The 20047-nt window shown below is 64.1% G+C and carries 21 protein-coding genes; 7 read left to right on the forward strand and 14 right to left on the reverse strand.

Annotated features, from left to right (window positions below; all coding sequences use genetic code 11):
* Positions 1 to 707 precede the first annotated feature (707 nt).
* Entirely contained in the window at positions 708 to 1325 is a 618-nt protein-coding gene (locus QM615_RS14725) for a DUF6188 family protein (protein ID WP_283347499.1), read from the forward strand.
* Here the strand turns inward: QM615_RS14725 and QM615_RS14730 are convergent.
* Together QM615_RS14730 and QM615_RS14735 are read right to left on the reverse strand one after the other, a co-directional pair.
* Entirely contained in the window at positions 1304 to 2053 is a 750-nt protein-coding gene (locus QM615_RS14730) for a YqjF family protein (protein ID WP_283347500.1), read from the reverse strand. The two genes, QM615_RS14725 and QM615_RS14730, sit on opposite strands and share 22 nt — an antisense overlap.
* A gap of 23 nt (positions 2054 to 2076) precedes the next feature.
* On the reverse strand, positions 2077 to 2745 hold the full coding sequence (locus tag QM615_RS14735) for an SIMPL domain-containing protein (RefSeq protein WP_283347501.1): 669 nt from the start codon (positions 2743 to 2745) through the stop codon (positions 2077 to 2079).
* A gap of 87 nt (positions 2746 to 2832) precedes the next feature.
* Between QM615_RS14735 and QM615_RS14740 the strand changes: the two genes are divergently transcribed.
* The gene (locus tag QM615_RS14740; RefSeq protein ID WP_283347502.1) at positions 2833 to 3825 is read left to right on the forward strand and encodes an isopenicillin N synthase family dioxygenase; all 993 of its coding nucleotides are present in this window, start codon (positions 2833 to 2835) and stop codon (positions 3823 to 3825) included.
* Here the strand turns inward: QM615_RS14740 and QM615_RS14745 are convergent.
* Positions 3819 to 4247, reverse strand: a complete 429-nt coding sequence (locus tag QM615_RS14745; RefSeq protein ID WP_269594872.1) for a DoxX family protein — start codon at positions 4245 to 4247, stop codon at positions 3819 to 3821. The genes QM615_RS14740 and QM615_RS14745 overlap by 7 nt on opposite strands.
* A 34-nt stretch (positions 4248 to 4281) precedes the next feature.
* Between QM615_RS14745 and QM615_RS14750 the strand changes: the two genes are divergently transcribed.
* The gene (locus QM615_RS14750; RefSeq protein ID WP_283347503.1) at positions 4282 to 5349 is read left to right on the forward strand and encodes a DNA polymerase IV; all 1068 of its coding nucleotides are present in this window, start codon (positions 4282 to 4284) and stop codon (positions 5347 to 5349) included.
* Here the strand turns inward: QM615_RS14750 and QM615_RS14755 are convergent, their stop codons facing one another.
* From QM615_RS14755 to QM615_RS14805, 11 genes are all read right to left on the reverse strand, one after another.
* Complete coding sequence (locus QM615_RS14755) at positions 5350 to 6054, reverse strand: TerD family protein (RefSeq protein ID WP_283347504.1); 705 nt, start codon at positions 6052 to 6054, stop codon at positions 5350 to 5352.
* A 75-nt stretch (positions 6055 to 6129) separates the two neighbouring features.
* Positions 6130 to 6606, reverse strand: a complete 477-nt coding sequence (locus tag QM615_RS14760) for a heme-degrading domain-containing protein (protein WP_283347505.1) — start codon at positions 6604 to 6606, stop codon at positions 6130 to 6132.
* Entirely contained in the window at positions 6603 to 7655 is a 1053-nt protein-coding gene (gene mgrA, locus QM615_RS14765; protein WP_283347506.1) for an L-glyceraldehyde 3-phosphate reductase, read from the reverse strand. The genes QM615_RS14760 and mgrA overlap by 4 nt, the downstream gene beginning before the upstream one ends.
* A gap of 10 nt (positions 7656 to 7665) precedes the next feature.
* Complete coding sequence (locus tag QM615_RS14770; protein WP_283347507.1) at positions 7666 to 8298, reverse strand: bifunctional 4-hydroxy-2-oxoglutarate aldolase/2-dehydro-3-deoxy-phosphogluconate aldolase; 633 nt, start codon at positions 8296 to 8298, stop codon at positions 7666 to 7668.
* Positions 8274 to 9029, reverse strand: coding sequence for an IclR family transcriptional regulator (locus QM615_RS14775; RefSeq protein ID WP_283347508.1), 756 nt, complete (start codon positions 9027 to 9029; stop codon positions 8274 to 8276). The genes QM615_RS14770 and QM615_RS14775 overlap by 25 nt, the downstream gene beginning before the upstream one ends.
* 24 nt (positions 9030 to 9053) lie before the next feature.
* Positions 9054 to 9974, reverse strand: coding sequence for a sugar kinase (locus QM615_RS14780; RefSeq protein WP_094639845.1), 921 nt, complete (start codon positions 9972 to 9974; stop codon positions 9054 to 9056).
* The gene (locus QM615_RS14785; protein ID WP_283347509.1) at positions 9967 to 11472 is read right to left on the reverse strand and encodes a tripartite tricarboxylate transporter permease; all 1506 of its coding nucleotides are present in this window, start codon (positions 11470 to 11472) and stop codon (positions 9967 to 9969) included. The genes QM615_RS14780 and QM615_RS14785 overlap by 8 nt, the downstream gene beginning before the upstream one ends.
* Positions 11469 to 11978, reverse strand: coding sequence for a tripartite tricarboxylate transporter TctB family protein (locus QM615_RS14790; protein ID WP_283347510.1), 510 nt, complete (start codon positions 11976 to 11978; stop codon positions 11469 to 11471). Before QM615_RS14790 ends, QM615_RS14785 begins: the two co-directional genes overlap by 4 nt.
* Complete coding sequence (locus QM615_RS14795; protein WP_255183385.1) at positions 11975 to 12970, reverse strand: tripartite tricarboxylate transporter substrate binding protein; 996 nt, start codon at positions 12968 to 12970, stop codon at positions 11975 to 11977. Before QM615_RS14795 ends, QM615_RS14790 begins: the two co-directional genes overlap by 4 nt.
* A 247-nt stretch (positions 12971 to 13217) precedes the next feature.
* A complete protein-coding gene (locus tag QM615_RS14800) occupies positions 13218 to 14969 on the reverse strand; it encodes a pyruvate dehydrogenase (protein ID WP_283347511.1) in 1752 nt (583 codons plus the stop codon).
* Positions 14970 to 15156: 187 nt separating this feature from the next.
* A complete protein-coding gene (locus QM615_RS14805) occupies positions 15157 to 16209 on the reverse strand; it encodes a LacI family DNA-binding transcriptional regulator (protein ID WP_283347512.1) in 1053 nt (350 codons plus the stop codon).
* 112 nt (positions 16210 to 16321) lie between these two features.
* Here QM615_RS14805 and QM615_RS14810 point away from each other — a divergent pair, with 112 nt between their 5' ends.
* The 4 genes from QM615_RS14810 to QM615_RS14825 all read left to right on the forward strand — a co-directional run bounded on the left by QM615_RS14810 (position 16322) and on the right by QM615_RS14825 (position 20047).
* Complete coding sequence (locus QM615_RS14810; protein WP_283347513.1) at positions 16322 to 17356, forward strand: formamidase; 1035 nt, start codon at positions 16322 to 16324, stop codon at positions 17354 to 17356.
* A gap of 159 nt (positions 17357 to 17515) precedes the next feature.
* Positions 17516 to 18148, forward strand: a complete 633-nt coding sequence (locus QM615_RS14815; protein WP_283347514.1) for a flavin reductase family protein — start codon at positions 17516 to 17518, stop codon at positions 18146 to 18148.
* A complete protein-coding gene (locus QM615_RS14820) occupies positions 18145 to 19038 on the forward strand; it encodes a carbon-nitrogen hydrolase family protein (protein WP_283347515.1) in 894 nt (297 codons plus the stop codon). The genes QM615_RS14815 and QM615_RS14820 overlap by 4 nt, the downstream gene beginning before the upstream one ends.
* Positions 19016 to 20047 carry a 2,5-dihydroxypyridine 5,6-dioxygenase NicX family protein gene (locus QM615_RS14825; protein WP_283347516.1) on the forward strand — a complete coding sequence of 344 codons (1032 nt, stop codon included), beginning with the start codon at positions 19016 to 19018 and terminating at the stop codon, positions 20045 to 20047. The genes QM615_RS14820 and QM615_RS14825 overlap by 23 nt, the downstream gene beginning before the upstream one ends.

Genomic DNA, 20047 nt, shown 5'->3' on the forward strand with positions numbered 1-20047 from the left:
GCGCCGATGGTACTGCACTCGACAGGGTGTGGGAGAGTAGGACACCGCCGAACACAACATCCCAGAATGGCCCCCGACCACGGTCGAGGGCCATTCTGCATTTCGAAACCACAAACTATCCACGCACCTGACGAACGCGCGCGCACCCGCCACGATCCGGGCCTGACCTCGGCGGGCGGACAGACCACGCGACCGCGGACGCTCCTACGAACGCAGACGCGCGCGCATTCGCTATCCGCGCGCACAATCGCGCCCCGACCAGTCATCAATTCCCACGCACCCGACGAACGCGCGCGCACTCGCGACGAGCCGGGTCGGGGCAGTCGGGGTCTGTGTCTGAACTGGGGTGCGGGCAGACGACGCGACAGCGGACTGTGTACTCCGGCGCAGACGCGCGCGCGTTCGCCATCCGCGCGCAGAATCGCGCCCCAAGCAGACACCAATTCCCGCGCACCCGACGAACGCGCGCGCATTCGCGACGAACCGGGCCTGGACCTGGATGCGGGCAGACGACGCGACCGCGGATCGCTCTTACGAGCGCAGACGCGCGCGCATTCGCCATCCGCGCGCACAATCGCGCCCCGACCACTCACCATTTCCCGCGCACCCGACGAACGCGCGCGCATTCGCTCGCCGCCTGGTCCAACATCCTCTCCCCGGCGAGGCTTTGTGGGTGTCGAACAGATTCTGTGGCACAGTCGATGTCGATGAAACTCCCCGTCGAACAGCGCCGTGTCAGCAGAGTTCTGCTCGATTTCGATCTGAGCATCGAGTTCGACAACGGTGCCAGCATTGCTTTCAGTGAGGTAGTGATCGATGGCCTCACTGTCGATGAAGACAATCAGTTCGAGGGTCTACGAGCCTTCGCAACACTGCACGGTCTCGTCTGCGAAGACGCAGACTACGACGAATCCGGTGTCCTCCGCCTGACGTTCGAGGGCCGGCAAAGGGTGGTGGCCGCCCCGCGAGACGAAGTCGAATCCTGGGAGTACACCGCGGTGGACGGTTCGACCGTGCTGTGTGGACCGGGAGGGGCCGTCGAATCGTGGCCCGCACCCGAGCGTCAGAAGGCGGAGACCCCGACCGTCGAAAGGCTTCCTTCGATCGGCGCCACTGTGGTCCGACTCTCGACCGGCGACGACCCTGCCGTCGAATTCTCGGACGGCACGAAGCTGTTGTTCGACCTCGCCCTCGACGCCGACTATCTCGTACTGCGGGAGAGTGTGACGTCGAGCTCCCACTCGGACGGTGCTGTCACAGAGGGAGATTGGGTCGTCGAACTATCCTCGGGTCACGTGATCTTCTACCGGCCGCGCACGGTGTAGGGCTTGCCGAACTGAGTTTCGACACCGGGGGAGTACAGCACCGAGTCGGGTGGCCGGGTACTGACATCGGGTAGGCCTGCCGCAGCGACGAGCTCGTCGGAGCAGTGGGTGAGTTGAGCATCGACAAGCTGCCAGTGTCGGTGCACGTTCGGTACGTAGAGCAATCGCCCTGCCAACGATGTGTGCAAGCCCCATCGCGCGGTGAGGAAGACCGCGAGTGCGTCCTCGGACATATCGCGAGTTCCTCGGACGATTCCGAAGTCCGTTGTGGCACCGCGACGCGGGGGAGCGAGTCTCCGACTTCGATAGCCGATTGTCGTCGTGTCGTCGTCTATGTCGATCGACGACCAGCGATAGGGAATGCGAGCGGCGTTGGTGCCCAGAACGACTGCGAGTCTGGATGCCTCGAGGGATCGGAACACGACGCCGCGTCGACCTTCCGCGTCGATCGAGTACAGGCGCACGTTGATCTCACCGAACGTGCCGAAGTACGGAACGGGGTGACGGTAACCGAGGCCGGCACCGACCATGTGGAAGCCGATCAGCCCGACCCACGACGAGCCGTCGAATTCGTCGGGCGTGCATCCGCGAGGCAACAGCGGGGCGACGGCCGAACTCGGAACTCGCCAGTGCAGAAAGACGAGCCGTTCCCAGCGCTGATCCATCAGGATCGGACGAGGCAGCAGCGGCGGCCGCGGCCAGAGGCGTCGGGCATCGTCTCGATTCATGATTCGAGCCTAGGCGCGACGCGTCAGGAGGCCGTGAACCGGGCGTGCACGCTCGCGGAGATCGTGATGTTCTCGGGTTTCAGTGCGAATCCGGCAGGGGTCGACTGCGCGGCGAACATGCGAGCGGAGGGCTCGGCTCCACCATGTTCGGTGGTCCCAGGAAGCAGGCCCGGGTCGGCTATCGCCACAGCGTTCACGCCCGTACGGCCCAGGCTCGATGCATAGGCCTCGGCCTTGGAGACGGCGTCGCGCACAGCGAGTTCTCGGACCGCGAGAGTACGAGCGGTTCTGCTGGATTCGGTGAGGTCCCAGTCGAAGTGGTCGATCGACACTCCCTCCAGTGCAGAGGCTGCGTAGACGAACGCGTCCACCAGATCGAGTTGGCTGAACTGCACCTCCACCGACGCCTCGGCTTGGTAGACGTAAGGGAGTTGTTCTCCGTCGTTGTTGAACGGGCGGTGGCGCGAGTGGCGCACCTGGTCCACCGACCAACGATCGATCGGTCCGCCGTCGCTGTTGTAGAGCGGCTCGACCAGTCTCGTGAGTTCCCGGACGAGTTGCTGAGCGGGTTCGGACGCGGACTCCGCCGTGCGGCCGTCGGTGCGAACGGTGAGCGAGAGTGTGCACTGCTCGGGTGGGTAGGTCGCTGCGCCGTGACCGACGACGGTGATGTCGAGTGCTTCAGGGCTCATGGCGTCCAGTCTGGCATCCACGCGCCGATATTCACCGAACCTCAACAGTGCTGGCCGACGCGTCAGGTGGGGAGGACAATTGCGAGCATGCTTCCCGTTCTGGATCTCGGTCTGGCCGATGACGACCCCCGCTCGTTCGAGCTGTCGCTGCGTGAAGCGGCTCACGGGTCCGGCTTCTTCTATCTCGTCGGACACGGGATCGAGAACTCACGTATGCACGAGGTGCTGCGTCTCGCGCGTGAGTTCTTCGCTGTGTCGGACGATGTCAAGGACGAGATCAGTCAGCTGAAGAGCCCGCACTTTCGTGGCTACTCGCGGGTGGGTGGCGAGCTGACCAACGGCCGGGTGGATTGGCGGGAGCAGATCGACATCGGGCCCGAACGTCCGGCGATCGAGGGTGTGGCGGGCTACTGGAATCTTCAGGGCCCCAATCTCTGGCCTTCGCAGCCCGCAGGATTCAGAGAGACGTTCGAGCAGTGGGAACGGACGGTGTCGGGTCTTGGACTCCGGCTGCTTCGGCATTGGGCACATTCCCTGGGAGCGCCCGAGAACGTGTTCGACGACGCTTTCGCCACCGCGCCCGCGACACTGGTGAAGGTCGTGCGTTACCCGGGCACTCCCGATCATTCGCAGGGCGTCGGTGCGCACAAGGACTCAGGGGTGTTGACACTGCTGCTCGTCGAGCCGGACTCGACCGGGCTACAGGTGGAGACGACGCCGGACACATGGATCGACGTGCCGCCACTGGACGGGGCGTTCATCGTCAACATCGGTGAGCTGTTGGAAGTGGCGACCGGCGGCTATCTACGGGCGACACGGCATCGAGTGGTCGCGCCGGGGCCAGGCACCGATCGAGTCTCCGTGCCTCACTTCCTGAGCCCCGACCTCGATGCCGTCGTACCTGTCATCGAACTGCCACCGGAGTTGGCGCTGCAGTCACGGGGCGTCGAGAACGATCCCGACAACCCCATCTACCGCACCTACGGCGAAAACGCGTGGAAGTCCCGAACACGAGCGCACCCTGACGTGGCGCAGTTGCACCACGGCGTCGTGCCGGCAGGTCAGCAGTCCACCTACTGACGGCCCGATCGCCCCCGTCGGGACGCGCGGAACTGAGCCCAGGCCCCGGTGCACCACAGCGCCCACACGATCAGCAGCGGCTGGAACAGCAATCGGATTCCTCGTGCCGTATCGGAGTCGAGGCCGAACGCATCGGTGTGCGTGATGAACTGCGAGATGTTGCCGGGGAAGACCGCGACGAAGAACGCCGCGACGACCCAACCGACGAGTGGTGCCCGAGCAGTCCAGAACAGCAACGCCAGGCCGAGCACGATCTCCACGACGCCCGATGCCAGTACGACGAAGTCGGTGCTCAGCGGCACCCACTCGGGAACCTGCGCTGCGAACGTCTCGCGCGCCCAGAAGAGATGACTGAGGCCGGCGAAGACGAGGAACGCTCCCAGTACTACTCGTCCGATGGTGCGAGATATCGATTTCGTCATGGCGTCATGAGACACCACGGGCAGACTGAGCACTATGACCGGGAGTACACCGACCGACTCAGCGCGGCGCCGATGGGTACTGCACGTCGACCTCGATCAGTTCATCGCCGCCGTGGAAGTGCTCCGCAATCCGGATCTGGCGGGCCGACCCGTGGTGGTCGGCGGCAGGGGAGACCAGACCGAGCGTGGGGTGGTCTCGACCGCCTCCTACGAGGCGCGTGCGAAGGGCGTCGGATCCGGAATGCCACTGCGCGTCGCCGCGAAGAAGATTCCCGACGCGGTCTTCCTCCCCGTGGACAAGCCGGCGTACGACGAGGCGTCGGCGCTGGTGATGGACACTCTGCGGACGTTGGGATTCGTCGTCGAGGTGATCGGTTGGGACGAGGCTTTTCTCGGTGTCGAGACCGATGACCCCGAGGGGGTGGCGAAGACAGTGCACGACGCTGTGTTCGACGCGACGGGGCTGCATTGCTCGGTGGGCATCGGAGACAACAAGTTACGAGCCAAGATCGCCACCGACTTCGACAAGCCGCAGGGCGTCTACCGGCTTACGCAGGACAATTGGTTCGAGGTGATGGGCGAGCGCAGTACCGATGCGTTGTGGGGGATCGGCAAGAAGATCTCGAAGAGGCTGGCGGCCCTCGGCATCTCGACAGTCCGAGAACTTGCCGACGCCGACGATGCGGACCTGGCCGCGGCGTTCGGCCCGAAGATCGGTCCCTGGCTCGGTACGAAGGGGCGGGGCATCGACCTCGCGCCGGTCACCTCCGAGCCCTGGGTTGCGCGGTCACACAGCCGCGAGATCACGTTCCAGACCAACGTCGCAGATTGGGCCGTCATCCGGGACGAGGTCGCTGCGTTGACATCGAAGGTGTTGGCCGACATCGAAGCCGAGAACCGGCCGGCAGTTCGAGCGGCACTGAAGATTCGCTATGCGCCTTTCGAGACGCATACCGTCAGCGCACCGATCGTCGGCGCGCCGACCTTCGATCCGGAGATTCTGACCTCTGCTGCGGTGGCGCTCGTCGATCGCCTCGACCACACGAGAGAGGTTCGATTGATCGGCGTCCGGCTGGAAATGATTCCGCCGCAACCTCTCTGACTACTTGCGGCCCGCCGCCCAGCGCAGTCCCCAGCCGTACTTCTTGTCGAGATCGGCCTGGCTCCCCTGGATGTACTCGACCTCGCGGGTGACGGTGATCCCCGCAGAAGTGTTCTCCAACAATGCGATCGAGCAGATTCGCGCGGAGTTCTCGGCCGAGTCGAGGCGTACCTCGACCTGTGGTCCGCTGGTGGGGTACAGCGTCACCACTCCGTCCACCGCGGCCCAGTTCGGTGCGCCGTCGTAGATCATCGCGAAGATCAGGATTCGAGCGAACTTCTCGGGATGGGCGAGGTTGATGTGCATGTTCTCGCCGCCGCTGACCGAACCGGAGCGATCGTCGCCGTCGAGCGCGATGAACGGGGCATCCTGCAGTGAACCGAAGCTGTTACCGAGTGCCTGGACGACGCCTTTGGAACCGTCGCGCAGTTCGTAGAGGCAGCCGAGGTCGAGATCGACACCGCCGGAGCCGTACGACGCCGCGGCCAACTTGGCCAGGAAGCCCTTCTTCTTCGGCTGTGCCGCGGGTGCGCCGGTCGACCAATTCAGGTTGACCCGCATCGAACCCTGCTTCTCGCCGGACTTGGTGAGGCTGATCGTCGGTGACGCCTTGGACAGCGTGACTTTGCTCAGACTGACGGGAGCTCCGTTTTGCTGCGGCGGAGTCTGCCCGGTCGAGGGCTTGCGGGTGTAGTCGATGGCCATGGTTGTGCCTTCCGATCGCGGGATGCCCGAAATGCCTAGATGACCCTAACAAACCGACCACCCGCACCCCTGCCTCTACGTCGGGTCGATCCTCTGCGATCGGTGGAACAGCTGCACCTGTTCGACGACGAACGAGTGGTCCTCACGATGCGGGAGGCCGGACACACCGACGAATCCGACGACGCCCACTCCTTCCGCGACGATGGGAAGGACACCGCCCGCGGCTGCGAATTCGTCGTGTGGCAGTCGCGAGTCGGTGTCGAAATCGCGGCCGGTCGAAGTGAAGAACTCGAGTACACCGAGCGAACTGCGGCCGTATCGCTGCGCGGTGGCGATCTTGCGGCTGAGCCAATGATCGTTCTCGGGGTATGCACCGGGGAGCGCCGAATGAAATGCGCGCTGCTGACCGTGCAGAATTCCGATCACGATCGGGAGCCTGCGTTCAGCTGCTGCGGCGCGCAACTGGCAGCCCAGCTTCCATGCGTCGTCGTAGTCGAACGAGGAGAAGCGGACCGACTGTTCGTCCAGGAGTGCTGCGTCGGGCGTGTTCACGCGGTGCTCGATGCAAGCCAGATGTTCAGGCCTCCGTCGACCGCGTACTCGTCGATCTCGGCGAGGTCACTGTCGGAGAACTCCGGACTCTGCAGTGCAAGAACGCTGTCGGCGAGTTGGTCTGGACGAGACGCACCGATCAGTACAGACGAGATCTGCGAACGACGAAGTACCCACGCCAGCGCCATCTGGGCGAGCCGCTGACCGCGCCGTTCGGCGATCTTGTTCAGCGCAGCCACGTTGTCCAGGTTTTCCTGCGACAGCATTCCCTCGCGCATCGTCTTGCCTTGCGTGGCGCGTGATCCGTCGGGAATACCGTCGAGGTACTTGGTCGTCAGCAGCCCCTGTGCCAGCGCGGAGAAGGCAATACAGCCGATTCCCTGAGCGTCGAGTACGTCGAGCAACGACGGCTCACCGTCCTCGACCCAGCGGTTCAGGAGTGAATACGACGGTTGGTGGATGGCCAGTGGGGTTCCGAGATCACGCAACAACGCGGCCATCTCGACGGTTCGCGCTGCCGAATACGACGAAATACCGACGTAGCGAGCCCTACCCGAGCGCACAGCGGCGTCGAGTGCGCGTGCTGTTTCCTCCAGCGGAGTATTCGGGTCGAAACGATGACTGTAGAAGATGTCCACGTAGTCGAGCCGGAGGCTGCGCAACGAATGGTCGAGGCTGCCGAGGAGATACTTGGCTCCGCCCCCGCGGCCGTACGGACCCGGAAAGAAGTCGTACCCGGCCTTGGTGGACACCACGATCTCATCCCTGAGATTCGAGAAATCCTCGTGCAAGATGCGCCCGACATTCTTCTCCGCTGACCCCAGCGGCGGACCGTAGCCATTGGCGAGGTCGAAGTGAGTGATCCCGAGATCGAAAGCGGCTCTGATGATCTCTCGCTGACGTTGCAGAGGCGTGTCGTCGCCGAAGTTGTGCCACATGCCGAGTGAGACCGCAGGCAACACCAGTCCGGAGGCTCCCACGGCGCGGTAGTGCATGGATTCGTAACGAGAGGACGACGGGGTGTAGGCGTCGTTGAGTAGCGAGGGCATGGTGGATCTCCTATCGAACTGCGAGAAGGTTGGAGAGAAGGTCGATTTGGACCTCGTCTTCGAGGGCGGACCCAACGGCGATCACGCTGGCTCCGGCTGCGAGGTAGGCAGGGGCGTTCCGTGCATTCATGCCTCCGGTGGCAACGAACTTCACCTGCGGAAACGGTCCTCGCATCGCAGTGAACCAATCGGCGCCGAGTATGGAGGCAGGGAAGGCCTTCACCCAGCTCAGGCCGAAGGCGGCGGCGTGCTGTACATCGGTACCGGTTGCCACACCCGGCAGGTGCGGCATTCCTGCGGCGATGCTGGCATCGGCAACCGCGGGATCGAATCCGGGTGCCACAGTGAACGATGCTCCGCAATTGTGTGCTCGAGCCACATGTTCGGAGCTGACTACGGTGCCTGCCCCGACCACGAGCCCACGTTCACGCGCGGCGTCCGCCACTGCGGCGAGTGCGTCGAGTGCAACCGCAGACTGGATCGGTACTTCGATGCAGGTGATTCCGGCATCCCAGCCCCGACGAGCGAGTTCGACGGTTCGTTCGGGTGAGAAACCCCGCAGGATTGCCATGACGGGAGTGTTCGTGAACGCTTCGTCGAACCAGGAGTTCGCCTGAGCTACCCCGTATTCTGTGGTCTCCATCCGAGCTCCTTGGATATGTTGTCGGTCACTGCCTTCAGATCGGGCAGCAGAAGACCGAGTGCGGTGAGATCGGCACGGCCCTTGAGGGCTGTGACCGAGACTGCTGCGACGACGCGGTTCGCGGCGTCGCGTACCGGCATTGCGACGCAGTTGACGTAGTCCTCGTATTCGGCGTCGTCCACGGACCAGCCTCGCTCTGCGACGACCGCGAGTTCGTCGTCGAATTGCGCCCGCGAGGTGATCGTGGTGGACGTGTATTTCTCGAATTCTGCTGCAGCCATTACTGAATCGACCGTCTCGGCATCCTGGAACGCCAGGATTGCTTTACTGACGCCTGCTGTGTGCAGACATACCGATGCGCCGATCTGCGAGAACAATTTGATCATGCCGGGCTGTTCGATCTTGTCCATGTAGATGATCCGATTCGCCTCCAACGCGGCGAGATGGATTGTGTGCGAGCACTGCTCGCCGAGCCCGACGAGGTAGGGGCGCGCTACGTTGGCGAAGTCGAACTGTTCGCGGGCGGCATTCGCCAGCCCGGCGAGCCGGTATCCGACGCTGTACTTGCCGTCCTCTCGTCTGCGAGTGAGTCCGTAGTCGGTGAGCGTCTGCAGTACTCGCAGGGCTGTCGATCGGTGTACGTCGAGGTGAGCTGCGACCTCGCTCTGCGTGCGCGGCCGCACGGCGACGTATTCGAGTATCTCGACTGCACGTTCCACGCTCTGCGACATCTGCTGACTCCTGTTCGTACGGGTTCACCCATGAGTGCGGACCCCGGTGATAGCTGGAACGTAGTCGTTGGTACTGGACAACGCTCGTGCGGCAAGGTCGTGTCCCAGAGACAATCGTTCGCGAGCCTCCTTGCCAGTCAGCAGGCCGGACAGGTACCCCGCCGCGAACGCATCCCCCGCTCCCACCACTTCGACAACGTCCACTCGGTGTGCCGGCACGAATGTCGCACCCGCCGATGTGATCTCGGTGGCACCGACGTCGCTGTCCTTGACCACGAGTGTCTCCACTCGATGCGGCCCGGCATCCATCAATGTGCCGATGGATCTTGCGTCGGTGGTGCCCCACAGCTCGGCCGACTCGTCTCGGCCGACGAACACCACGTCGGCGCGTCGTGCGAGTTCGAGCAGGATCGGACCGGCCTCCGCTGTGCTCCAGACTCCCGGACGGTAGTTGACGTCGAAGGAGATGCGTGTAGTCGAGCCGACACACAGGTCGAACAATGCGCGCATCATCTCCAGACACGAATCGGACAGCCCGGCGTTGATGCCGGAGACGTGCACCAGAGGTGCCTCTCGCAGCGGTAGGCCGTCCAGGGTTGCGGGAGACATGTGTGAGGCCGCAGACCCTCGCCGGTAGTAATGGACCGTTGTCGCTGTGCCTTTCGGGTCCTTGAAGTACACCCCGGTGGGAGCTTCGTCCGCGAAACGCACGAGGGAGGTGTCGACGCCGTGCGCGGCGATGTCGTCGACAATACGGCGGCCGAGCGGGTCGTTGCCGACGCGGCTGGCCCAGGCGACGTCGTGGCCCAGTTCGGCGAGATACAGGGCGACAGTCGATTCCGCACCGCCCATGTGCAGCGTGAACAGGTCTGCGGACGCAAGAGGTGTCGCGTCGACGGGTGCGACCAGTGTCATGGTCTCACCGATGCAGATGACCTCAGGCATCGATGTCCTCCATGGCCTCGCGGCGGCGGGTCTTCGTCAAGACGGTCCGAATGTGGGGGCCGACGACGGCAAGCACACTGAGCACCAGCAGACCGACCGCGATCGCGCTCGTGTAGATGCTGGCGGCGCCGTCGATCAGGAATGCACGGCGAATGTTGCTTTCGGCCAGAGGACCCAGAATGAGCCCGAGTACCAGCGGCCCTGCCGGAAAACCGTTGCGTCGCAACACCAGACCGAGGAGGCCGAACACGAGCATGAGTCCGACGTCGAATGCACTGTTCTGTACGGCATAGGTACCGACCATGCAGAACGTGATGATCACGGCCCACAGGTACTGCTGGGGGAGATCCAGCAGCTTGATGACACCGCGCATGCGGACCAGTGCCAATGCGAGGGCGGCGAAGGTGGCGAGCAGCATGATCGCAGCGAGGCTGTAGACGAGATCGGGTGAGTTGACGAACAGCGCCGGGCCGGGTTGCAGGCCCCAGATCACCATCGATCCGATCATGACCGCCATGACGGCATCTCCCGGAACACCGAGTGCCAGAGTGGTTGTCACCGATCCGCCCATGGTCGCGGTACTTGCGGTATCCGCCGCGGCGAGTCCCTCGAGTGAGCCCTTGCCGAACTTCTCCGGTGTCTTCGATGCACGCCGTGCTTGGTCCCAGGAGACGATTCCGGCGATGTCGCCGCCTGCTGCGGGAACCACACCGACTACTGCGCCGACGCCGGAGCCGATCATGGCCGGTTTGATCAATTCGCGTCGCTCGGCCTTGTCCGGCCACCACTTGCCGAGTTGTGTGATGGGCGTCGGGATCATGTTGGGGTGCCGAGTGATCATCTGGTTGAACACCTCTGCGATGCCGAACAGTCCGACGATCGCGGCGATGAACGGAATGCCGGAGCTCAGTTCGTTCATCCCGAACGTGAAACGTCCGTCGCCAGTGATCGGGTCACGGCCGATGGCCCCGAACAGGAGTCCGAGTACACCGGCGAACAATCCTTTGACTACGCGTCCGCCGGATACACCGATCATCATCGTCATTCCGAAGACGACGAGTGCGAACATCTCCGCCGGGCCGAACTCCAGCGCGATACTGGCGATGGGTTGTGCGGCGAAGATCAGAATACAGATGCCCACGACCGAGCCGACGGCCGAAACCAACGCCGAGCTGGTCAGAGCAACTCCGGCGCGGCCTTGTTTGGCCATCGGAAATCCGTCGAACGTCGTCGCGATGGAGGCCGGGGTGCCGGGGGTGTTGATCAGGATCGCCGGGACGCGGTCGCCGAACTGCGCCGCGACGTAGATGGACAGTAGAACCGAAAGGCCCTGCAGCGGTTCGAGTGTGAGGGTGAAGCCGGCGGCGAGAGCGACGGCCATAGCGGCGGTGATACCGGGAACTGCACCGACGAGGGTGCCGAGGAGGACACCGACCAGCAGGCACAGACCAATGCTCGGATCGAGTAGTGCGCCCAGGCCTTCCGCGACCGCGCTCACAGTGGAACCTGCAACAACAAGCCGAAGATCAGCCACAGAATTGCGGTGGTGACGATCGGGAACACGGCGAGAGCTTTGACGCCGCGACCGCCCGAGATCGCTGTGATGGCTGCCAGTAAGAAGACAGTGACGAGCCGGAAGTCCAGGTACTGCCAGGCAAATCCGTAGACGACGATGGTCGCGAGCGTCGCTGCCAGCACGAACCCGCCGGATGCAGTGATGGTCGGTTCGTCCGAAGTGATACGGCTGAGAAGGGACTGCAGCGCCAAACCGAGTCCGATGACGATCATCGCGACGGCAAGGGCTGTGGGCCACCAGCGCGGTCCGAACTGTTGCCCTTCGCGGGCGACGTCGATGCGGCTGGTCATGACGTAGACGAGTACGCCCAGGGCGATGACCGAGACGGCGACAGCCACCTCGTACGATCGCCGGTTGGGGGAGCGCGGGGTATCCGCACCTGCGTCTTCCACCATCTGATCGACGGTGGGTAGGTCTCGGGTGGTCATTCCTGGGCCGCCAACTCCGCGAAGCGATCGGATTCGGATCCCACGAACGAGGTGGTCTCGCCGGCCGGACGGTAGAGCGGCAGATTGCCGCCGGATTCGATCAGATCGATGTATTCGTCTGTGGCCGAGGCCGTCTCGATGGACTGCTCCAGCTTCGTGGCAACATCCTCGGGCAGGCCGGTCGGTGCCGCGATGACGGCCCAGCTGCCGATCACCACATCGAGCCCGAGTTCGGTGGCGGTGGGGACCCCGGGAAGTGCGGGTGCCTGGTCCTCGGTGAACACGGCGAGTACACGCAGGCGTCCGTCGGAATGCGCCGGTGCAGTTTCGCCGATGCCTGCGACCACTGCATCCACCTGAGATCCGATTGCAGCGGTCACCGCGGGTGCGCCACCGTCGAACGGGACTCCGGTGAACTCGACACCGGCTACGCGGCCGAGCTCGACAGCCCCTGCCTCCCAGATGGACCCAGGTCCGGCATTGGACACGGTGATGGAACCGGGGTCTGCGCCGGCTGCGGCTATCAGATCATCGAGGGTCTGATAGGGGCTGCTCGCGGGCACTGCGATGGTGCCGGGTTGGGAATTGACCTGGCCGAGAAAGTCGTAGGCCGCCGGGTCGATGGAATAACCCTGATGGCCGAGCAAGCTCACCTCGACTGGAAGAACGCCGATCGTGTAACCGTCGGCGTCCTGGTCGGCGAGATACTGCATGCCGATGGAACCCGCTCCGCCAGGACGATTTTCGACGATGACACTGACGCCCAGGTCGGCTTCCATCTGCTTGCCCAGCGTGCGTGCGGTGAGGTCTGTTGCGCCACCTGCGGACGTCGGCGTCAGCAGGGTGATGTTGCCGCTCGGATAAGTTTCGCCGTCGCCACCTCCCGATGAGCGGTCGGCGCAGCCGGCGACTCCGCCGATGAGTAGTACTGCCGCGGCACTGCTGCCGACGGCGACCCTGACGGTGCGGGAGCGGAACGTGAATGTGGGCACGGGGTCCTCCGGGGGTGAGGTGTATCTGGTGGATGGCGTAGCTTCTGTTGCGCTGTATGCAACAGTGTTGCTTTCTGTGCACACAGAGTAACTCATGTGTGACCCCCGGCATAGACTTTCTTTACTGTGATGGAGCGCGCTGCGCTGTCGAGGTCGAGCCGATGGAACCACCGACAGAAAAATCGGCGCGACGGGTGAGACCTCGAAGGGCCACCCATCGCGCCGATGTCTCGGGCGCCGATTCGATCTACGGCCGTGGCACGTTGCGCAGATTCGACTTGGCCATCCGAACTGCCTCGCCGACGCCACCGTTGAGCACGACCTTGCTCATCGCGAGCGCGAATCCCTTGATCTGCTCCCCGGTGATGGTCGGCGGCACCGACAGCGCCATCGGGTCGGTGATCAGCTGGACCAGTGCGGGACCGTCGACCGCAAAAGCGGTTTCGAGTGCACTGCGAATGTCACCGGGCTGTTCGACGCGTTGTGCGTGGATGCCGGCGGCGGCAGCGATGCCGGTGTAATCGACCTGCGGCACGTCGACGCCGAAGTCGGGCAGACCGTCGACGAGCATCTCGGCCTTGACCATGCCGAGCGTGGAATTGTCGAACAGCACGATCTTGACGGGCAGCTTGTACATCGCGACGGTCAGGAGTTCGGAGAGCAGCATCGAGAATCCGCCGTCGCCGGAGATCGAGACGACCTGGCGGTCCGGATTGGCGAACTGCGCTCCGATGGCGTGCGGCAGGGCATTGGCCATCGAACCGTGCAGCATCGACGCGACGAACGCCCTTTCGCCGGTGGGGTTGATGTAGCGGGCGGTCCACACGTTGCACATTCCGGTGTCGGTGGTGAAGACGGCGTCGTCGGCGGCGAGGTCATCGAGCACCGACGCGGCGTATTCGGGGTGGATGGGAACGAGCGTCTCGGCGTTGCGGGTGTATGCGCCGATCGTCTTGCCCATGAGGTCGTTGTGCTTGTCCACCCACTTCTCCACGTACCGGCGGTCGGTCTTGCGAGTGACCAACGGGTGCAACGCATTCACCGTCGCGAGAACATCACCGTGGATCGGGTACTGCACCGAGGTTCGGCGTCCGAGCTTCGTCGGATCGATATCGATCTGTGCGGTGGTGACGTCCTCGGGAAGGAACTGCTGGTACGGAAAATCGGTGCCGAGCAGGATGAGCAGATCCGCGTCGTGAATTCCTGCATGGGCCGCGCCGTAGCCCAGCAGACCTGTCATACCGACGTCGTACGGGTTGTCGTACTGGATGAACTCCTTTCCGCGCAACGAATGTCCGACGGGTGCGCCGATGGTGTCGGCGAATGCCACCACCTCGTCGTGAGCACCCTTGACTCCGTAGCCGGCGAAAATCGCGACCTTCTCGGCATTGTTGATGGCGTCGGCCAGTTTCTCGATGTCCGCCGCCGGCGGTGTGACGATCGGTGCCGAGGGAATGGCTATCGGGTCCATGGTGCCGGCGGCCGACAGTTCGGCGATGTCTCCGGGGAGCGTCAGAACCGATACCCCGCCGCCGGTGATGGAGGCGTTGATCGCCGCGCGGAACACCCGGGGAGCCTGGTCGGCAGTGGAGACGAATTCGTTGTAGAGCGAGCATTCACCGAAGAGGCGGTCGGGGTGCGTTTCCTGGAAGTAGCCCGAGCCGATCTCGCTGCTGGGAATGTGCGACGCGATCGCCAGAACCGGTGCGCCGGAACGGTGTGCGTCGTAGAGGCCGTTGATCAGATGCAGGTTCCCGGGCCCGCAGGAGCCGGCGCAGACGGCCAACGTGCCGGTGGTCTGCGCGTCGGCCGAAGCAGCGAACGCCGCTGCCTCCTCGTGTCGGACATGAATCCAGTCGATACCGCCCTTGGCCGATCCCCCGGTACGGCGCACCGCGTCGACCACAGGATTGAGACTGTCGCCGACGATGCCGTAGATGCGCTGAACGCCGGCGTCGACGAGTCCTCGAACGAGTTGGTCGGCCACTGTGGTGGGCATGTCACTGTCTCCTCAAAATTTCGGTGACGCACCGATGTGCCTCGGCTGCGTCTTGTCGACGCCTTCCCTGCACCGAGGGTCTGCCAAACATGGACGTGCACGTCCATGAGGGCCGTCACGAGGAAAGTGCTGGTAGAACGCCGTGGCGATCTCCGTCACGTCGCACTACGCCCACCGATGACTGCGGTTACCCGCCGACCGGCGAGAACTGTGCCGGTGCAGTTCGCCCCGGAACCGTGGAGTCGCGGACGACCAGCGTCGGTGTGAGTGCCACCGAGGACACCGGCAGCCCGTGGGTGACGGCCAACAGCATTTCGGCTGCGCGTGTGCCGATTTCGCGGTGCGGACTGTGAATTGTCGTCAAGGGCACCGTCAATTCGCTGCAGATCGAGATGTCGTTGTAGCCGACGACCGCAATGTCGCGTCCCGGCTGCAACTGCGCTTCGCGCAGGACTCCGAGGACTCCGATGGCGCTGAAATCGTTGGTCGCGAAGATCGCGGTCGGAGGTGTCGGTAACGCCAGAAGTGCTGTGGCCCCGCGTCGTCCGGCCTCGGGATCGAAGCCCTCTTCCCGTACGTACTCGTCGGGAACGTCGATGCCTGCATCGCGGAGGGCAGCTCGGCAGCCCTCCGATCGGTCGATTCCGGTGCTGGCCCACGCCGGGCCGGACACGATCCCCACTCGGGTGTGGCCGAGCCTGGCCAAGTGCTCACCGGCGAGGTAGCCGCCCCGATGGTCGTCGCACGTCACCGAGGTCATCCCCGGGTATCTACGGCTGATGAGCACGAACTTGATTCCTCGGCGGTGGAGGTCCTCGAGGTTCTCGCTGTCGAGGCGAGCGTCACCGAAGATGAGGCCGTCGACGTTGCGGCCGAGCAACAGATCGATGCGTCGACGTTGCTGAATCGGATCGTCGTGGGTGTTGGCGACGAAGGTCTCGTACCCGGCACGGTTCGCTGTCTCTTCGATGGCGTCGTACATCGCCGAGAGCACCACGTCGGTCAATCGCGGGACGAGGACTCCGAACGCGGTGGACTTCTTGGTGGTCAAGCTCGCCGCGTTGGGGTTGGGGACGTAGTCCATCTCGCGGGCCAGCTCGAACAATCGCAGGTCTCCGGCGCTGGCACCGGCCGGGTCGAGCGCGACGCGTCGTAGAGCTCGGGAAACGGTCGAGACATGCACTCCCGCAGCAGCTGCGACCGTTTTGAGCGTGACGCTTCCCGACGTAGTGCTGTCCACTGGCGGTTCCCCTCGATCCTCCGTCGGCGCTGCCCCGACCCCTGATGACCCCTAAGCTAGCACCGTGCGCAATCGTTTGCGCAACAAGTTGCTCTCGAGGAACGGACATTCGATGACAGGTTTGGGTGGTCTCAATCCATCGCCGACGTCGCTCACGCTCGGTCTGGTTCAACAGCAGGTTCCGCTGATCACCAGCATGGCCGACGTGGATGCGACGACCGATCGCGTATGCAGGCAGTTGCGTGAGGCGAAGGCTGGATTCTCGGCCCTGGATCTCGTGGTGTTCCCGGAGTATTCGCTGCACGGCTTACGCAAGTCCTCGTGGGCATCCGACGAGGTGATGTGCGATATGGACGGTCCGCAGGTGGAGCGTCTGCGCGACGCGTGCCGTGAGTCGGCGGTGTGGGGCTGTTTCAGCATCATGGAACGCAACCCGGGCGGGGCGCCGTTCAACTCCGGAATCATCGTCGACGATCGAGGTGACATAGCGCTGTACGTCCGCAAACTGCATCCCTGGACGCCCAAGGAGCCGTGGGAGCCCGGCGACATCGGCCTACCGGTCTGCCCGGGGCCGAAGGGTTCCGTTCTGTCGTTGTTGATCTGCCACGACGGAATGTTTCCCGAGATGGCGCGGGAGGCGAGCTATCGCGGTGCGAACGTGCTGCTGCGCACGGCGGGGTACAAGTTTCCGCTGCGGCAGTCCTGGCGTATCACCAACGAGGCCAATGCCTTTCACAACTTGGCGTACACGGCATCGGTGTGTCTGGCGGGGGAGGACGGCAACGGCATCCCGTCGATGGGCGAGGCGATGGTGTGCGACTACGAAGGAACCATCGTCGAGCGCGGCGATTCGACACCCGATCGAGTGGTGACGGTATCGATCGAGCCGGCCCGCGCCGATGCGGCACGTCGAGAATGGGGAGTCGAGAACAACATCTACCAACTGGGACATCGCGGGTTCACGGCCCTGGCCGGTGGCGCGCAGGACTGCCCGTACACCTACGTTCGCGACCTGGCCGACGGAACCTATCGACTGCCGTGGGAGGACGAGGTGCGCATCGTCGACGGGACGTCGGAGGGGTACGGGCCCCCGCGTGGACCCGACAGTGCAACCGATTCGGCGCGGGCCGGTCTGCGCGGCGAGTAAGGCGGAGGTTACGCGGCCGGGGCCCGTGTAACGGTGCCATTAATTGGTTCCGGATTTGTCGCCCAAAGCTCGACATCGAGCTCGAAACCCCTCTATCGTCAGAGCAACGCAATCGGTTGCACGACCGGTTGCACAGCAAGCGAAAGAAGGCTCGTTTCGATGACTTCCCAGGTAGGCGACTCTCTGGAGCTCACGGATCGCACCCGCCACGACATCGATTCGATGTCTTCGGGGGATGTGTACAAACTGCTGTCCTGCGCGGTGCAACCTCGTCCGATCGCGTGGATCTCGACCGTCTCCGGCGACGGCGTTCGCAACCTGGCACCGTTCAGCTTCTTCAACGTCGCCTCGCGCAATCCGGCAACGCTGATGATCTCCATCGGCGAGCGCATCGGGTCCCCCGGAGAGCTCAAGGACACGTTGGTCAACATTCGCGACACCGGCGAATTCGTCGTCAACATTCCGTCCGCCGACACCGTGGATGCGGTGACCGCGAGTTTCGCCACCGTCGATGCGGAAATCGACGAGTTCGAGCTCTCGCAGATGACCGCGGTGCCGTCGGTGTCGGTCTCGGCTCCGTCGGTCCTCGAATCCCTGGTCTCGCTCGAATGCCGAACGTTGCAAGAAATTGCGCTCGGCTCGGACACTCTGGTGCTCGGGACCGTGACTACGGTGACCAGCAGGCCCGGGTTGCTCACCAGCGACCTGCATGTCGACACACTCCAACACCGATTCCTCGGCAGGTTGGCAGGCCCGTTCTACACCACCGACATGAACCGGGTGGCGCAATGACCACGTCGGCCCGCCTGCGCGGCGTCGACACCGAGCCGGTGGTCGACACGTTCGATATCGCTGTGGTGCAGACCGGTTCGCGGACCGGTGCCTGGCAGCAGAACATCGATGCAGTGGCAGCAGAAGTGCGTACGCTCGCCGCGGCCGGGTCCAAGCTGATCGTCCTACCCGAATTGTTCGCCAGCGGTTACGATCTCGACGACCTCGATTCGATGGCCGAGTCGGTACCCGGTCGTACATCGATCGCGCTCTCCGATCTCGCTGCCGATACCGATACGGTTCTGGTGACGGCGATCGTGTTTCGCGACTCCGCAGGAGTCGTCTTCGACAGCTCGCTCGTCGTGGGTCCGGACGGCCTGCTGGCATTGGGACACAAGCGTTTTCTCTGGGACCGAGAGAAATCGGTGTTCACTCCCGGAGCAGAGAGCGGACTGCTGGTCAGCACTCCGTTCGGCACCATCGGCGTCGTGATCTGCTACGAGGCAGGCTTTCCCGAGACGGTCCGCGATCTGGTCCAGCGAGGAGCCGATGTGATCGCCGTGCCGTCCGCATTCGGGCACGTTCGCCTGCACGTGTGGAAGCTGCTGACCCGGTCCCGTGCACTCGAGAACGGCGTCGTCGTCGCGGCCGCCGGACTCACCGGACAGACCGGCGACGGCCCACGGTTCGCGGGTCACAGCGTCATCGTCGGACCGCAGGGGCGCACCATCGTCGAGATGGACGAGGGCGTCGGATCGGTATCGGCCACAGTGACTCGACGCGAGTTGCTCGACGCACGCGACGAAGTGCCCTATCTGAAAGACCTTGCCCGACTGGGCGGTATCACCGAGACACGTACGACCGAGAACGATCACGAGAGGAACCGAGATGTTCGATCTGCGATCAGCTGATCTGTTGCGCGCATTCACCCGTCAGCTCGAGCTGTGCAAAGTTCAGCCCGGAGAGCAGGTGGTGATTCTCGCGGAACCGTCGAGCCGCGGTGATTACATCTCGGCTGCCTTCGGTGCGGCCCAGAGCCTGGGTGCCCAGGTGCTCGCGGCAACGGTCCCCGGCGGTAGTCCGGCGCCGATGCCGAGCACCCACACCGGGGCAGGCCCAGGCCTGGTGTCGGTCATGAACAGTTCGGTGGCTCAGGACATGCTCAAGGGCGCGGACCTCGTGGTCGACCTCACCAGTGAAGGCTTCATCCACGCGCCCATCCAGCAGGAGATCCTGGCCGCCGGAACGCGCATCATCTTCGTCTGCGACGCCCCGGACGTGTTGATCCGCAACATGCCCCAGGACGGCGACAAGGAGCGAGTACAGGCCGGCGTCGATCTGATTCGCAACGGTTCGACCATGCGCATCACCAACGAGGCCGGCACCGATCTCACCGTGCAACTGAGCAATTCGCAGCCCGAGTTCCAGGTGGGTTTCGCCGACGACAAGGGCCGCTGGGATCATTGGCCGTCGACGATGGTGTTGTGCTGGCCGGAGATCTCCAACGGAAAGATCGTGCTGTCCGAGGGCGACATCTTGTTGCCGTTCAAGGAGTACGTCCGAGACGAGACGACGCTGACGGTCACCAACGGTCACATCGACGAGGTCACCGGCGGCGGCGAGGCGGCGCTGCTGAACATGTTCTTCGCCGACTCCAACGACAAGTGGGCGCGCTACCTGTCCCACATGGGCTGGGGACTGATGAAGACCGGCGACTGGTTCGCGGCGGCGATGTACGGCAAGGACGACATCATGGGCATGGACGCCCGCGCGTTCGCCGGCAGCTTCCTGTGGTCCACCGGCCCGCACCCTGTCCTCGGCCGGGACTCCTACGCACACCTCGACATCGGAATGCGCGCCTGCACCGTGTCCATCGACGGCATCGATGTCGTCACCGAGGGTCGATTGGTGGAGAGCTGA

The sequence above is a fragment of the Rhodococcus sp. IEGM 1341 genome (genome assembly GCF_030056895.1).
Classification (GTDB): domain Bacteria; phylum Actinomycetota; class Actinomycetes; order Mycobacteriales; family Mycobacteriaceae; genus Rhodococcoides.